At 68.1% G+C, this 15,369-nt stretch carries 10 protein-coding genes; 5 read left to right on the top strand and 5 right to left on the bottom strand.

Annotated elements, in window-relative coordinates:
• Window positions 1-8 precede the first annotated feature (8 nt).
• From ACIA5G_RS33530 to ACIA5G_RS33520, 3 genes are read right to left on the bottom strand one after another with little or no spacing between them, the layout of a single operon-like run.
• A complete protein-coding gene (locus ACIA5G_RS33530) occupies window positions 9-3,251 on the bottom strand; it encodes a CHAT domain-containing protein (protein WP_395930532.1) in 3,243 nt (1,080 codons plus the stop codon).
• Complete coding sequence (locus tag ACIA5G_RS33525; RefSeq protein WP_395930530.1) at window positions 3,184-4,023, bottom strand: hypothetical protein; 840 nt, start codon at window positions 4,021-4,023, stop codon at window positions 3,184-3,186. The genes ACIA5G_RS33530 and ACIA5G_RS33525 overlap by 68 nt, the downstream gene beginning before the upstream one ends.
• Window positions 4,020-5,318 (bottom strand): hypothetical protein, encoded by a 1,299-nt coding sequence (locus ACIA5G_RS33520; RefSeq protein ID WP_395930528.1) that lies wholly within the window; start codon window positions 5,316-5,318, stop codon window positions 4,020-4,022. Before ACIA5G_RS33520 ends, ACIA5G_RS33525 begins: the two co-directional genes overlap by 4 nt.
• Before the next feature lie 213 nt (window positions 5,319-5,531).
• On the opposite strand from ACIA5G_RS33520, the gene ACIA5G_RS33515 reads away from it, so the two are divergent.
• From ACIA5G_RS33515 to ACIA5G_RS33500, 4 genes are all read left to right on the top strand, one after another.
• The gene (locus ACIA5G_RS33515) at window positions 5,532-5,927 is read left to right on the top strand and encodes a CATRA system-associated protein (protein ID WP_395930526.1); all 396 of its coding nucleotides are present in this window, start codon (window positions 5,532-5,534) and stop codon (window positions 5,925-5,927) included.
• The gene (locus ACIA5G_RS33510) at window positions 5,911-7,629 is read left to right on the top strand and encodes a CATRA conflict system CASPASE/TPR repeat-associated protein (RefSeq protein ID WP_395930524.1); all 1,719 of its coding nucleotides are present in this window, start codon (window positions 5,911-5,913) and stop codon (window positions 7,627-7,629) included. The genes ACIA5G_RS33515 and ACIA5G_RS33510 overlap by 17 nt, the downstream gene beginning before the upstream one ends.
• A 177-nt stretch (window positions 7,630-7,806) precedes the next feature.
• Entirely contained in the window at window positions 7,807-10,134 is a 2,328-nt protein-coding gene (locus ACIA5G_RS33505) for an ATP-binding protein (protein ID WP_395930522.1), read from the top strand.
• Complete coding sequence (locus tag ACIA5G_RS33500) at window positions 10,131-10,415, top strand: FxLYD domain-containing protein (RefSeq protein WP_395930520.1); 285 nt, start codon at window positions 10,131-10,133, stop codon at window positions 10,413-10,415. Before ACIA5G_RS33505 ends, ACIA5G_RS33500 begins: the two co-directional genes overlap by 4 nt.
• A 317-nt stretch (window positions 10,416-10,732) precedes the next feature.
• Here the strand turns inward: ACIA5G_RS33500 and ACIA5G_RS33495 are convergent, their stop codons facing one another.
• The gene (locus ACIA5G_RS33495; protein WP_395930518.1) at window positions 10,733-11,368 is read right to left on the bottom strand and encodes a hypothetical protein; all 636 of its coding nucleotides are present in this window, start codon (window positions 11,366-11,368) and stop codon (window positions 10,733-10,735) included.
• Between the two features lie 157 nt (window positions 11,369-11,525).
• Window positions 11,526-12,101, bottom strand: coding sequence for a hypothetical protein (locus tag ACIA5G_RS33490; protein ID WP_395930516.1), 576 nt, complete (start codon window positions 12,099-12,101; stop codon window positions 11,526-11,528).
• Between the two features lie 69 nt (window positions 12,102-12,170).
• On the opposite strand from ACIA5G_RS33490, the gene ACIA5G_RS33485 reads away from it, so the two are divergent.
• Window positions 12,171-15,329, top strand: a complete 3,159-nt coding sequence (locus tag ACIA5G_RS33485; protein ID WP_395930514.1) for a CHAT domain-containing protein — start codon at window positions 12,171-12,173, stop codon at window positions 15,327-15,329.
• Window positions 15,330-15,369 lie beyond the last annotated feature (40 nt).

The raw sequence follows: 15,369 nt of genomic DNA, 5'->3' as shown, positions 1-15,369 counted from the left end.
ACGAGCATTCACCCCGGTACGCCGACCCGGCTGAGGCACGCGAATCCGGCCCACCGAGCCGGGCTCGGTTTTCCCCAGCGGTGCAGCTCGGCCAGCTGTGCGGCTCGTAGGGCCACGGCGGGATGCACGCCGTTCGTCATCTGCTGGACGAGCTCCGCGCAGTGCCGTCCGCCGCTCACGCTGTGCACCTCGATGATCCCGCCGACCACCGCCTGGGCTCCGCCGAGCAGACAGCTGACGGGCAGCCCGAGTGGGTCCATGCCGAGCTCGACGGGCACCTGTGCCACGAGGCAGGAGGCAAAGATCACCCAAGGTGGCCAAGGCAACGTGAGCGCTGAACCCGCGGAGATGGCGGGTTTGCCGTCGAAGACGACGTGCTGCGCCATACCGACGTCGTCGCCGTGCGCGGCGATGTAGACACCGCCGACCGAGCCGGACCGCATGGCTCGTGCCATCTCGGATTCCCCGGCAACGGCCAGATGCCCGAGCGCGGTGAGTGACGCGTGTTCTTCCTCGGTGGCCAGCTCGGGATCGAGATAGCTGACGAGTGCGGCTCCGGAGCTGACTGGCGGCCACGTCAATTCGGGGGCCATCAGCGCGAGAGACGGTGTCAACTGGATCACCGCCGCCTCCACCAAGGCTCGGCCGTCATCGAGGCGGAGCGCCGCCCACGGGAACGCCGCGAGTCGGCCCTGCGGAACGACCACGAGGCTGACCGGCCGGGCGAGGCCGGCCAGCAACGTCCGCAGGGCCGGCGGCAGGAGTCCGGCGCACAGTGTGCGCCACCGGTCGATCTCCGCGCTCGTCAGGCGGCTCCCCATCACCGTCCGGCGCTCACCGGTGCCGGTGGCCCACAGCGCCGCCAGCAACGACGGGTCGGACAGGTCGATCGGGTGAATCGACGGCGCCCCGTCCGGTTTCGACCAGATGACGTGCCCGCGGATGCGTGTGCCACCGAATTCCTGCAACTGGTAGATGAGGCAGTGGGCGCTGCCGGTGGCGGCGCGAAGCCGATCGAGGTCGACCGGTTCGGGCAGGTACGCCTCCGCGAACTGGGCGGACACCGCCTGGGTCAGTTGATCGTGATAGTGGCCGAGCCGGGCCGTCGTCGGTTCGGCCGGTACGCGCTCCTCCAGAACGGTGATCGCCTCGACCGCGGCACGCAGCTGATCCGACAGGCCGGGGTTGCGTTCACGCAGCATCTTCGCGAGCGAGCCGCGCCGCAACGATTCGGCCAGCTCGACGGCCAGGAAGCCGGCGTCCGGGTCGTGGGTGTGCAGCCTCGTCATCGCGTCCAGCGCCGCACTGTAGATGTCCCCGTGACGATTGATCAGCTGGTTGCGGTGCACGCCCGCGGCGAATTGGCCGCGCATCGCTTCCAGCTGCCGCACCCCCTCGGTGAGATCGGCAAGGCCTCGGTCGGCCCGGCCGACGTTGAGTGCCGCGCCGAGCAGGATCCGGGCGATCGCCTGGTCGAACTGGTCCTCGGGCCGGACGAGTGTGTTCATGGCCTGTCTCAGGTACGACGAGGCCGTCGACGGTTTGCCGTGCCGCAGTTCCATGCGTCCGAGCAGCAGGCGGATCCGCGCCATCGCGATCGCGATCTGGAGCTTGCGTTCCCGGTCGACTTGATCGTAACCGTCGAGGTCGAACTGCAGTAGCTCGAGCAGGCGCTGCTCCAGGGTCGCGAAGTCTGCGCGGCCGTCCAGCACGGACACGACCGCCACTTCGGAGTCGAGCAACTGCTGCATGTTGCCGCCCCGCAGCAGCCCGCCGGCCGCTCTGGTCAGCTCGATCAGCGCGGCGTCCGCTTTGCCGGGTTCCAGCGCCAGTGCCTGCGCACGCGCCGTCGCCACCAGCGGGTCGCGGTATCGGAGCACAGCAGGGAGGTTGAGCAGCTCTTTGGCCTTCGCTGTGTCACCCGCGGCGAGCAACACCCGGCCTGCGGTGCCGTAGACCATCCCGGCGACCGGATCCGTTTCGGTCACCATGCTCCGAGCCTTGCGCGCCTGGTCGACCGCGGCTTGGAGCGAACCGGCTCTCATGTTGACGTAGGCGCTGGCGGCGTACGCCGCCGCACAGGAGGACGTACTCACGTTCTCGTCGGTCGCGAGGTTCGACCACAGCCGTCTGGCGACGTGGTGCCGATCCTCGTTCATGGCCCGGCGTGCTGCTTTCCAGATCTCTCGAGTCCGGGGCGCACCGATGCCCCAGGGCAGCTTGGGCGCCGACACGGGCGCGCCGAGCAGCCGGTTCTCCACCGGGTTCGCCACGCGTGGTGCCATCAGGCCGAACAGGACCGCGATGGCTAGTAGCGGTAGTGCCGCCCAGCCGTACAGCAGAAAGGACACCACGGTCGACAGAACCGGCCCGGCGACAGCCGGTGTGCTGCCTCGTCGCGAAACCGACCAAGTGAGCAACGCGGGCGGCAGCAACGCGACCCAGGCCGGCACCGTCCACCCGAACAGCTCACCCGGGTTCACGAGCCCGAGCAGTTCAACGGCCGCCAGGGTGACGCCGGCGGCACCCAGCCTGACCAGAACTCCGAGGACGCTCTCGGCGAACACCATCCGCAGCATCCGGACCTCGACGTTCGGCCCGGTGGTCGAGTACGGCCACTCCCACAGAAACAGCCCGCGCGCCAGAATCCGCGTGGTTGCGAGCAGTTTGTGCACGTCTGCCGTCGCCCACGCGGCGAGCCATGTCTCGAACACCCGGTCCAGCAGCTCCAGAGAAAGATCAGGAGTAACCAATTCGCGCTGAAGGGCCCGCTCGGCTTGATACAGCCGGAGATCACCGAAGAGCGCACGACGGCCTCGGCGCACCGCCAACAGCCCGCGCGGCCAGGTCCGTCCGGCGAGCCGGATGGCGGCGGAGCCGACAGCGGCGCGGGCCAGTACGGCGATCCCGGCCAGCGGCGACACCAGATATACCGGCACGGCCACGATGATTCCGAGCCACTGCCACCGGACCGGTCTCACCAAGACCACGAGGAGGAAGGCGCCCGACGCAGGCAGGAACCCCGCGCCGGTCACCCCGCCCAGCACACAGCCGACGAGCGCGACGACCGTCGTGAACGGCTTGAGATACAGCCAGCACGCTTTGGCCGGCGTCGGCCACACCTGCCGTTGCCTGCGGAGCGCATCGCGCATCGTCCGGGGTTTGGTTCGTGCTTCGGTCATGTCAGCGCCGGGCTTCTCGCATCGGTGCGCCGATGCGGCGCCACTCCTGGTCCGGGAGCGGCTCACCATTCCGTGAGCCGGTCCGGACGGCCAGTTCCGTTCGTGCGATCAGCAGTTCCCCGCCGGGCTGTTTTCCGGCTTCCAGCAGCATTCGCGTCATCTGCTCGGCCGTCAGTCCGGCCAGCGTCAACAGGGCGTTCCCACCGGCTCGCTCCTTCCCCAGTGCGATCCGGGCATGGGAGTAGGGCAGCAACGCACCGACCACGGCGAGCAGATGAACGTCCGGCGGTGTCGCCTGGTCCGGTCGCTGCGCGGCCACGAGTGCGGCCTCTGCCGCGATCACCGTCCACACCGTGCCTTCGATCAAGCCACCTTCACTGCCGTCCACGGGTGACAATGGGTCGGAATCGGCGGGCCAACGGGATGGTTCGACCCGGAGGGCGGCCGTCACCAACGTCACGGTATCCACCCGACCGTCGCCCAGCACCGTCAAATATCGCGCGAGCGCGGGCGGCACGTCGACGACGGCCGCGGCCAGGGCCCGTTCGGTCAGCGGAGCGATCCGCGGGAACCGCAGCCGGATGTGGAAAGCCAGCCGTACCGCCAGCTCCAGCCCGGCGGCGACTACGGCCGGCCAAGCGCCGATCACCAACGCGCCGATCGCGCCGGCGCCCGTAAGCATCGTCGAGCTCTGCGTTCCGGCCAGCACGACGACGGAAACCACCAGCCAGGGCCAGTTGCCGACCACTGCCGCGTGGACGGTGGCGCCGACAGCGATCACCGTGGCCGACAACGCCGGCCACGCCCAAAGCCGCTTGCCCGGCACGAACGGCGCCGTCATGGCTGAGCCCTCGCGGCCGTCTTGGCGACCCTGCTTTGCAGCCGCGCGGCACGCAGTGGTGCCAGGGTGACGTCGAAGCGGTCGCGGGGGGTCACATTGTCTTTGCCGCGTGCGACGAAGGCGCGGTATTCCGCGAGCGTCAGCCGTACACCCGTCCGGGCGGTCAACGCGCCGCGTTCGGTCCGCTCGCGAAGCCAACTCACGAGCGCCTCGGCGGACAGCACGACGGCGGCGACGGGGTTGAAAACGGCGAGCCCTACCGCGCAGGCAGCGGGGAACCACGCCGTGACGGCCGGTGGGCCCAGGAAGACGATGAGCAAGAAGCCGAGCTCCCACCAGTCGCCGCCCGACATCGCGTGCCGCACTATCAACACCGCCGTAGCCACCAGCAGAGCCAGGTTGGCGATCGACCAGACACGGACGTCACCATTCACGCGTCGACGAGTGGTCTCGTCGAGCTCGGTCATGGCCCACGCCGCCAACTGCCGTGGGGTCACACCGGCCACGCTCAGAACGGCCGTGAGCGCAGGTGAGGGGCGGTCGGCGAGAGCGAACACCACCTGATGCGCGTCCGGAGCCATCACCCCGAACTCCTCCTGCGCGGACTCGACGATCGACGTCGCCGGCCGGGTCCCGAACAGCCGCGCCTTGTCCGCGAGTTCCGCACGGGCCTGCGTGAGAAGCCGGTTGTTGCCGGCACGGCCTATCGCGCCGCTGTCGATGAGTACCGCGAGCAGGTCCAGGTCATCCGGCCTGCGGGGGCGGGACAGCCGCTCGGTTCGCTCGACCCAGCCCTCGTCCCGCTCGGGCTCTTCGAGAGGCAGCAAGCTCTCGTGTGGACGCAGCAGATCATGCTCGACGAGCGCCAGCAGTTCGTCATGCCCGATCTCTCCGCCGGCCAGCAAAGTCCGCGCCGCGCCCGCGTTCTCATCGGCCAGCAGGGCGAACGCGAGCAGCCCGGCGGGTATCGGAGACATGCCTTGTCCGGTGGCGATCTCGGCGGCGAGGGACAACGACCGCGCGAGATCGCCGGAGACGCGGACGCCGTGCCAGGTGGTCGCCTGGTGGACCTGGTCCTGGTCCTGGTCCTGGTCCTCCACGGCCGATAGTGCCGGTGCCGTTGTTCCGGTCCGGCCCCATATGCGGTCCCAGTTTCCGTGGATGTCCATGCGGGAAAGCGTGAAAAGAACACGACCGGTCGAGAGTATTTCGTGCGGACGCAACTCCTCCGCCGCCAGCCGGCAGGCGTCGGTCGCGGTTTCGCCGAGCGGGGTCGTCTTCCATGCCCAGCTCAATGCGCCTGCCAGTCGGTGCTTCGTGCCACTTCGTCACCTGCATGGTGCGGCGGATGGATCAGCGGATATTACCCGATGCGAAGAGCCGCTCCATTGACAAAAACTGGACACGTCCAGCCTTAGTCCGGAATGCGCAATTATCTTTCCGCAAGTCCGTGGAGTAGTCGGCACCCGCGGTTTTGATCAGCGTGCGCGGTGTTTAAGGTGGGACTCATGAGCAGTGACATGCCGGGGCGACCGCCGGGTGGCGTGCCGACGATGCCGGATGATCTTCGATCCGACGTTCTGGACATCTTGTCCGACGCTGTGCAGTGGCGACTTCCGGCGGCCCGGTGGGAAGGCGTCGAGAAGCTGGTGCAGGCGCTCCACTACGCCATCAAGCAGGGAGACTCGGCGAAGCTGGAGGAGATCCTGGGCGATCTGGAGCTCGCCGCGCCCCTGCGCATCACGCCGATCGGTGGTGAGCAGACGACGCCGGCGACGTCGAAGTTGCGCAACATCGCCGCCGGCGTCGTGCACGACCTCGGCCAGGGAATCGGCTCGGATTCCCGCGGACCAGGCGACAACCAGCGCGACGAGGATGACGCGAGCGATGCCACCAGTCGTTGACCAGGAATTCGTCGCACACCTGTTCGCGTTCGAAGACGGACCCCGAGCCGACCGTGCCTATGAGCAGTTGCGTGCCCTGTGGACGGCCTGCGGCGACCAACTCGGCATGTCGGTCCCGATCGACGGTCTCGGAGTTCCGGATCGCCTGCCCGAGAACAAAGAAGATCTGCGCCCCGGGGAGTACATCGCCGCCCGGCAGCGCGCCGGCAAACCGGATCGGCAGTGCGTTCTGCGTCGCGTGGCCGGTGGTGTGCTCGCCCTGTCCGTGATGATGGTTCAGCCGCAGCCAGAGCGGACCGGTGCCCGGTGGCGCCGGGGGAGCGGCACCCGGCTCGGGTGGATCGACTTCGTCCTGCTGTGGTCACGAGTGACTGCCGGTGGAACGGACGCGCTGCTCGGTGAGACTGTCTTGCTGGTGGCCAGGACCCAGACGAAGCGGAATCCGTCGGCGAAAGCCACCGCGCAGCTCGGGAGGTCGCTGGCGGACTTGATGCCCTACGACGAAACCCGAGATCGGGAATGGTGGCGTGCGGGCGGCACGACGGCCGGTGGCCTGGGCGTGTGGGACGTTCGTCGCAGAACTCCGACCGGTGCGCGGGAACTGGTGGTCGTGGCTCCCCCCGCCGGGGACCGGGAGCTCAGCGAATGGGTATGGCTGAAGCCGGATGCGCTGTTGCCGCCGCTGGCCGAGTACCTCCTCGAGGCTGCAGTCGTCCGGCACCACGTACAGGTGTTCGAAAGCTGGCAGGCGGCACCGCGGCTGGCGGACCTGGACAGCCTTGTCGCCGAGATTGGCGCCACGTTCGGCTCGGCACAGCCGTCCGGCGAACGGTCGGCGCTCCTGCGGGCGTACCTGAATCGACTGCAGGAGAGCGAACTGCAGCTCGGCACCCTCATCGACCGTCTGCAGGCGGTCGTCGACCAGACCGACGCGGGCATGCGCCGAATGGCGGAAACCTGGGGTGATCTCGACTCGGTGTTCCCGAACGACCGTTCGCTCGTCGCCTGGCTCAAAGACGAGGCGACGGCCGAGCTGGCACGCCAACGCAACCGGCTGACCCGTGTGACGCACACACGGCAAGTGGTCGCGGACGAACTCGATCGAGCGCCGCGCGCGGCGAACGGCGCCGAGACGACGCGGGCACCGGACGACGCTTCGTGCAAGGTGTTCGTCATACACGGCCGCGACAAGGAGGTACGGAAAACCTTCTTCTCGTTCTTCCAGGCTCTCGGTCTGCAGCCGCAGGACTTCGAACTGCTCGTCAACGCCACCGGCAGTACGTCTCCCGCCCTCTTCGACGTGGTTCGACTTGCGCCCGAGATCACACAGGCGATCGTCGTGCTGATGACCCCGGACGACACTGTCATGCTGCACCCCGATCTGGCGGATGAGCAGGATCCGGACTCTGAGACCGGGGTGGGGAGCCAGGCGAGACCGAACGTGCTCGTGGAGCTCGGGATGGCGTTGATGGCCTACCCGCAACGTACGATCATCATCGAAATGGGCTCCCTGCGGGCCGTCAGCGACCTGGGCGGCCTGCACGTCGTTCGGTTCGACGGATCCGCTCCTGCCATCGCCAAGGTGAAGTCCCGGCTGCGGGCGGCGGGGTGCCCGGTCGACGACAGCGACAGGAGCTGGACGGATCCCGCCCGGTTCGCTCATCTCGCCGCCTTGAAAAGGAGACCCCACGAACTCGGCTGATCGGCGAAGCTTGCCACGGGCTGGCTGCGCAGACTATGCCGCGAAGGCCGCGCCACGATGCCGACGTTGCCGGAAAGTGCACCTCGGCGCCGTTCCGATCCGCACACTCGGGACTGTGGGCGAAATCGGCCTACTCTGGAGTACCTGCGCCCGACGACGTGAGAGAGGCAGGCCGAAGTGCCGAAAAGGCCAGGGCGGAACCAGGTTCGGTTAAGTGAGGGGCTGGCCAAAGCGGTAGGTGTGCTCGGCGGGGTTCGCGCGGCCGAGGCGGCGAGCGGTATCGGGAAGTCGACGTGGGATGACGCGCAGAAGGGGCGAGCACTGCCGAACCCGGCCACCACATGGCCGGTCATGCGCGTGGTACTGATGAAGATCCCGGTCACCGCCACCGGAGTCCGGGATTGGGACGAGCTCTACGAGGCTGCGTGCGCCGAGGCCGGCGTACGGGCCCGTCGGACCGCGCCGACGGGCCCGCCCGGCGCCTCGCCCGCTCGCGGTGGCCAGGTGCCACAGCTTCTTCCGCCTGGCGTGGGTGCGTTCACCGCCCGGAGTGGCGAGCTCACCCGTCTGGACGAGTTGTTGCTGGGCGAGGGCAGCAGCTCGGTGCGGATGGTGGTGGTGACGGGTGAGCCGGGCATCGGCAAGACGGCGCTCGCGGTCACCTGGGCCTGGCGGCATGTCGGCGAGTTCGACGGCGGCGTTCTGTACCAGGACCTGCGGGGCTGGGGGCCGGACGAACCGGCGTCCGCCGAGGAGGTGCTCACCAACTGGCTCAATCAGCTGGGGCTGGACATCTCCGCCATGCCGGACGACGTGGCCAGCCGCTCGTCGGCGTTGCGGTCGACACTCGCGGGCAGGCGGGTGCTGGTCCTGCTGGACAACGCCAAGGACGAGGAGCAAGTCCGGCCCCTGCTGCCGGGGACGCCGTTGTGCCCGGTCGTGATCACCAGCCGGGAAACGTTGTCCGGCCTGGCCATTCACTACGACGCGACGGTGGTCGGACTGGACCTGTTGACGACTGCGGAGTCCGTACACCTCCTGCGCGAGCTTGCCGGGCCCCGGGTGGACGAAGCAGCGACGGCGGCAGAGCGGCTCGTGGACCTGTGCGGGCGGCTCCCGCTCGCATTGCGAGTGGTCGCGGCGAACGCACGAGTACGCACGGAGGCGTCCCTCGCCTCACTTGTGGAAGAACTGGTCGATGAACACGACCGCCTGGAGGAACTCGACGGACCCGACCCGCGGTCGGCGCCGCGCGGCGTGTTCTCGTGGTCGTACCGTCGGCTCCCCGCCGATGTTGCCGCGGTCTTCCGGGCAGTCGGCCTGTTCCCCGGACGGACTTTTGACGCGAACACGATCGCGGCGCTGTCCGCCCTGACACCCCGGACCGCCGCCAGGCACCTGCAGACCCTCGCCCGCGTGCACCTCGCCCGGCAGGTCGCGGGACGGTTCGAAATGCACGATCTCATCCGGCTCTACGCAGCGGAGCTGGCGAACGACGACGGTGACACTCACGACGCCCATCAGCGGGTGCTTGACTACTTCGTGCACACCGCCAGGTTCGCGGACGAACTTCTGGAGCCGCAACGGTACCGGGTTCCGCTGGCCGGAGCTGCGCCGGTACCGCCGCCGTTCGACGACTACGAGGGTGCCTTCGCGTGGTTCCATGCCGAGGCAGCCAACGTCGTCGCGTTGTGCAGGCTGGACGATCCGCGGCTGGACACCGCGAGATGGCTGCTGGCGTGCTTCTTCCGCGGGTTCTTCTTCCTCACCAAGCGGACCCACGAGTGGATCGAGACCCATCGGCTCGCGCTGGCAGGAACGATCCGCTCCGGTGACCGGAAGGGCGAAGCCATCACCCGAAGCTATTTGGGAGTCGCCCTGCACGAACGTGGTGACGACGAAGCCGCACTGGCCCAGTACGAGATCGCCAACCGGCTGTTCCACGAGGTGGGCGACGAGCACGGGGCCAGCAACACGCTCGCCCAGCAGGCAGTGGCCCACCGCCGTCGTGGTGAGTTCGACCAGGCGCTTCGGCTGACCACGAAGGCACTCGCCTTCTACCGGAAGGTGGGGTCGGCCCGCAATGTCGCCATCACGATCCGTTCGCTCGGGTGGATCGAACTGGAGCTAGGGCACCTCGCCGACGCGGAACGGCACCTCACGGAGTCGCTCACGCTCTGCCGACAGCTGGGCCGGGGGATGGTCATGGACATCGCTCGCGCGCACAACGCCCTCGGCCAGGTCCTGCTACGCCAGGGCAGGTACGGCGACGCCGAGCAGTCGCACAGATCCGCCATGGAGGCGAGCAGCAGCTGCGGCAGCCGGTTCGAAGGGGCGTTGGCCCTGGACGGCTTGGGCAAGGTCGCCCGGGCCACCGGCGATCACGCGGCCGCAGACGCGTTCTTCCAGGAAGCCGTGAACCTCTTGGACGAGATCGGATCGCCGCTGGCGAGCGAGCTGAGGGCGGATCTCCGTGCGTTCCGTGCCGGTGATTGCCGGCCATGACCTGGTCAGGCGTCCCTGGCAAAGATCCGGCCGGTCCGGCGGGCGTCGATACCCGTCACACAGAGTCCCGTCCAGCCGGACGGGTCCGCCAAGCCTGTGTTCGTCATCGTCGGGCGCGTCCGAACGCCGTCGTCGAGGCGGGATGGCGTTCGCAAATCGGCACTGCCACCGGCTCGGTGCGGGACTTGGATCCGGGGAAGGTGAAGACCTTCAGCCTGACCACGACTGACGATGTCAGCCACCACGACGACTACCGGGTACGGATCGAAACGGTCCGGTGACCTGCCCGAGGCCGGCTTGGATCTGCGCTCGCGCGTCGACGTTCCGCCCGGGGCGAACGGTCGGCCGGCACGACAGCTCCGCGCACAGCCATGGCCATGGCCTTGTGGTTCGAGGGCGGGTACTCGATGCCCGGCGAGGTAATCGACCAGGTTGAGGCCGAAGCTTGTGACGCCGCCGAACGAGGACAGGGCGGTGATCAACGCCTGCGGACCGTTTAGCCCACCCCAATGTGCGAGGAACGCTGTTGCGCCGCTGGCCACCACCGCGAGGGACATGGTGAAGACGACCCGCAGCAGCCGCCTCGAACGGTCAGCGCTCATGGTCGGCCTCCGTTGTCCGCCTGCTGGCTGACGTAGACCCAGCTGGTGATGGGGACGTTGCCGAGCTGATAGCACGACCGCTGGAAAGAGTCGGCGCGCACCGCGCCACGCACGTGCCGGACTACGTTTTCGTACACGTAGCTGGACACCATCGTTGCAAACTCCTGGCCGGAGCCGTCCAGCCGGTACCGAAGCTCATCGGAATCAACCATGCGTGCAGCGTGGATCACGGAGGCGTTCGGGTAGCCGGTGTCGCCGAGGGCAACCGGCCCGACGTGCACGGCCGAGCGCAGCTGCAGTCGATCCGTGGCGCCGCGATTGTGCCGGCTGATGCTTTCGCCGAGCAGGGAGAGCAGCGGCTCGATGAGCAGCGACGTGGACAGCGTCGGCGGCACGACCGTGAGCAGGCCGTCACCGCGGTCATGGTGGTGGCACCTGCGCCAGTTCAGCCCGGATTCCGTGAATGCGTCAGTCAAGACACGCCACAGCGTCGTACGTAGAACCGCGCGGTCGTAGTCGTCCCGGCGGGGATCGCTGTACCCGACGATGTCGGTGATGAATATCGAACAATTCAACGGTGGTGTCGGCGCGTCGCGTGGGGGAGGCGTTGACGTCTTCGCTGTGTTGGGCATGCGGCAAGCGTGCCGGGGCGGACACCTGTCCGGCGACCGTTGTCCGACGCCGGACGACCCCGGACGCCTCGCCGCTTCGGGGGCCCGCGGGTGAACTCGTCCGGCTCCGGACGGCGCACGATGCGTCGTCAGGTGCGATGTGCGTCAGCTGGGCCGGTCAGCCGTCGTGACTGACCCAGTGCATTTCGTAGCCGGCCTTCTGGAGACCGATCGCGGTCTGCCGAATATCGTCCCGGCGCAGCTCACGCCAGAGTCCCAGCAGATCGGAGATCGGCTGAGGGAGCGGAACGTCCTCGAACCGGCTGGGTTCGCGCCACCGCGGGTTGATCGTCCGGACCTGGTAATTGCCGTGGTGCGCGACACCTGTCAATTCGGCTTCGAACGGATGCCAACGCAAGGTGTGGCTGTCGGGCCGAGCATCGAGGAGCGAAAGGCCCATGGCAGCGTCGGCGCTTGCCGGCATTTCGAGTGCGGTTCGCAGGTCCCGGTCCTCCCACAGCACCAGCAAGCGGGTCAACGCCATGACCGACGGCAGCAAGCCGAGGCCGGCGATGGCGGTGGCGGCGTCTTCGCCACGGTAGAACGGCCGGCAGACGATGTAACCGATGTACGGACTCGCCATGTCCTCGGCGAACATGTGCACCTGCGGTCGCGGAAAGAAGCCGGTCTGCCGAAGTTCGGCAGCGGCGGCTTCGAGCAGGATTGCGGGTAGCTTCTCGACGATTTCAGGCATAGGGGGAGTATGACCGAGTCCAGGATGAGAGGATCGGGGCCCGCCGCATTGGGAACGAATCGAGGTCGTATGAGGGAGCAGTGGCTGTCGGCTGTCCGATCCAGGCTCGACGGTGACAACGGACCGTACGTCCTGCTCGAGGAAAAGGCGCTGACCGAGGCTGTCGAGCTGTTCGTCAGTACCGAGCGGGTCCAGGATCTGTGGGAGACCCGCTACTTCGTCGGGTTGCTGCATTTGCGGCGTGCGGTGGCGCTCGGCGACAGGCGGTCCGAAGCCGAGATCACGACGGCGAGACCGTTACTCTCGTTCGCATATGCCGTCCGCTCGGTCAGCCGCCTGCCGGACGCGCTAGACCGCATTGTGCCGAAAGACGTCCCACCCGAGTTGATCGCGATACTTGACCAGCGCGAGACCGATTGGGACCGACTGGCCTTGCTCATGGAAGCCTGGCTGGAGATCGGTGCCGATCCGCACGCGCTCCGGCTAGCGGTCGCTTTCGCACGCAACGCGGTGAAGCCGGAGAATTCGAACCAAGCGGTGCGCGCGCAGCGTATGGCATTTTTCAGCGCGGCGCAGCGGTGTCTCTTCGAACACGGCGGGGACCTGGCGGTACTCGAAGACGCCATCGCCGCGGTGCGTGCGGAGGCAGCGCGGCTACCCTCCGACGATCCGGATCGGTTCCAGTACGACCACAGCCTGGCCGAAAGTTTGAGGATGCTATTCGAGCGCACGGGCGAGCTCGCCGCACTCCGGGAATCACTCGACCTCGGGCGGCGCGTGCTGGACGCCCGGCCGGACGGCTCTGACCAGCGCTACGTTCACCTGCTGAGCTACAGCACTTCGGCCCGTCTCCTGCACCAGTTCACGCATGACCCGGAACTCCTGGACGAGGCAGGCAAAGCAGGAGCGGCCGCTGTGGAGCTCGTGATGTCGCAGGGAACGGCGGCGGGTTCGCTCGTCGCCGCCACGCTGGGGAACCACGCCCTGCTCCTGCAGGCACAGTTCGACCGTACCGGTGACCAGCCGATCCTCGACGAGGCAATCCACGCCGCCCGGCGAGCAGTGCAGGCCGCGCAGCCGCGCACCCCACTGTGGATCGCCTGCCGTTACAACCTTTCGGTGCTCCTGCGGAATCAGTTCGACCGCACAGGTGATCTGGTTGCGCTTGGCGAGGCGATCGACATGGTCCGCGAGGTCCTTCAGGTGACACCGCCGGGGCACCCGGACGCGGCTTCGTACCAAGCCGCCTACGTCGGCCATCTGCACGCCCGATTCGGCCGTACCGGCGAGGTCGGCGCTCTGGACGAGGCCATCGAACTCGGCGCGACGGCGGTCGGGGCGACCGCGGAGGACCACCCCAATCGGCCGATGTACTTGAACAATCTCGCCATCGCGATGAAGGCCAAGGCCGAACACGCCGCCGACGACGTCCTGATTGACAAGGCAATCGCGATCCAGCGCTTGGCCGTGCAGACCACGGTCGACTCCGGTTTCCGCCGCGCCGGAATGCTCAGCACCCTGGGCAACCTGCTCGCCGGGCGATATGACTTGACCGGCGAGGACGCGGCCCTCGACCAGGCGATCGACGTCGGCCGTGCGGCCTTGGCGGCCGCCGGCGCCGACCATCCCGACCGTTCGGCGCTCGAGATGAATCTCGTGGCTTCGCTGAGCTTTCGGGACTCCTCGCACCGCGACGAGATGCTCGATCTGCTGGAAGCGGCCGCGATGCGCGATGGTGCTCGACCGGCGGTCCGGGTGGAGGCCGCCAGGACGTGGGGCCAGGTCGCGATGACCGCCGGGCGACCCGATCGCGCTGTGCGCGGGTTCGAAGTGGCCGTCGAATTATTACCGGTGCTGGCGGCACGGGGACTCACGCGTGCTGATGCGACACACTGGATGGCTCAGCACGCACAGCTGGTGTGTGATGCCGCCGCATGCGAGCTCGAACTTGGTCGGACGGATCGTGCCGCTGAACTGCTCGAGTCGGGCCGAGGCGTGCTCATGGCACAGGCACTGGAGTCCAGGACGGACCTCTCGGACCTGCGAGACGCGGACCCGGCGCTGGCGGATGAGTTCGGATACCTGTGTCGGCAACTCGACTCCGAGAACCCCCACGAGGATCGGCAGGTGCTGGCAAGCCGGTTCGCCGAATTGTTGACACGTATTCGTGCGGTGCCCGGGTTCGACGCGTTCATGCTGCCTCGGACCGTGGCGCAGCTGGCCGCCGAGGCGAGTGGCGGTCCCATAGTCCTGGTCAACGTCAGCCAGTATCGCTGCGACGCCCTCGTTCTGACCGAAGCCGGCGTGACGGTGCGGCCGCTGCCGGAGCTGGAACTGTCCGCGGTGCGCGAGCGGCTGGGCGCGTTGCGCGCAGCAGTCGCCGCTGGGCCAGACCCGGCTGCCCAGCAAGTCATGCAGGACATTTTGGCTTGGCTATCGGACACGGTCACCAACCCGGTGCTCCGCCGATTGGCCCCGGACGTCCGCCGGCTTTGGTGGGTGCCGTGTGGTCTGCTGGCCTATTTCCCGCTTCACGCCACTGTGCTCGACCGCGTGATGTCCTCGTACACCCCGACGATCCGGGCACTGGCGCACGCCCGGGCCCGTCAGATCTCCCGGACGGGACCGCGGGTGCCCCGGCTGCTGGCAGTCGGCATGTCGAAGACCCCCGGGGAATCCGACCTACCGGGCGCGCACAAGGAGATGGGGTTGCTCGGCCGGCTGCTGCCGGACGTGACCCCACTCGTCAACGAGGACGCCACCCACGACGCAATCCTGTCGCGATTGGCGACAAGGGAATGGGCACACTTCGCCTGTCACGCCGCCGGCGACCCGGCCGACCCCGGCGAGAGCCGCCTGGTCGTTCACGACCATGCGAGTAAACCGTTGTGCGTAGCGGAGATCTCCCGGCTCGACTTGAGCGAGCCGGAATTCGCGTTCCTGTCGGCCTGTAGCACGGCGACCACGTCGCTCAACCTGGTCGACGAGTCGATTCACATCGCGTCGGCCTTTCAATTGGCCGGCTATCCACACGTCATTGGCACGTTGTGGGAGATCTCCGACTCCATCGCCACGAAGATCGCCACACGGATCTACACGGAGCTGGCCACCTGCCAGTTCGACATCCGCAACGCGGCAGGCAGCCTGCACAAAGCCATCCGCATGGTGCGGGACCTGTACCCGCAGATGCCAACCCTATGGGCCGCGCACATCCACGTCGGCCCGTGAACAACGCCGTTCACGCGCGGGCGACCGGTGGCTGGGGACG

The organism is Amycolatopsis sp. NPDC051758 (assembly GCF_044453095.1).
GTDB lineage: Bacteria > Actinomycetota > Actinomycetes > Mycobacteriales > Pseudonocardiaceae > Amycolatopsis.
The sequence above is the reverse complement of the archived record's forward strand: the minus strand, read 5'-3'. Positions and strand labels throughout refer to the sequence as shown.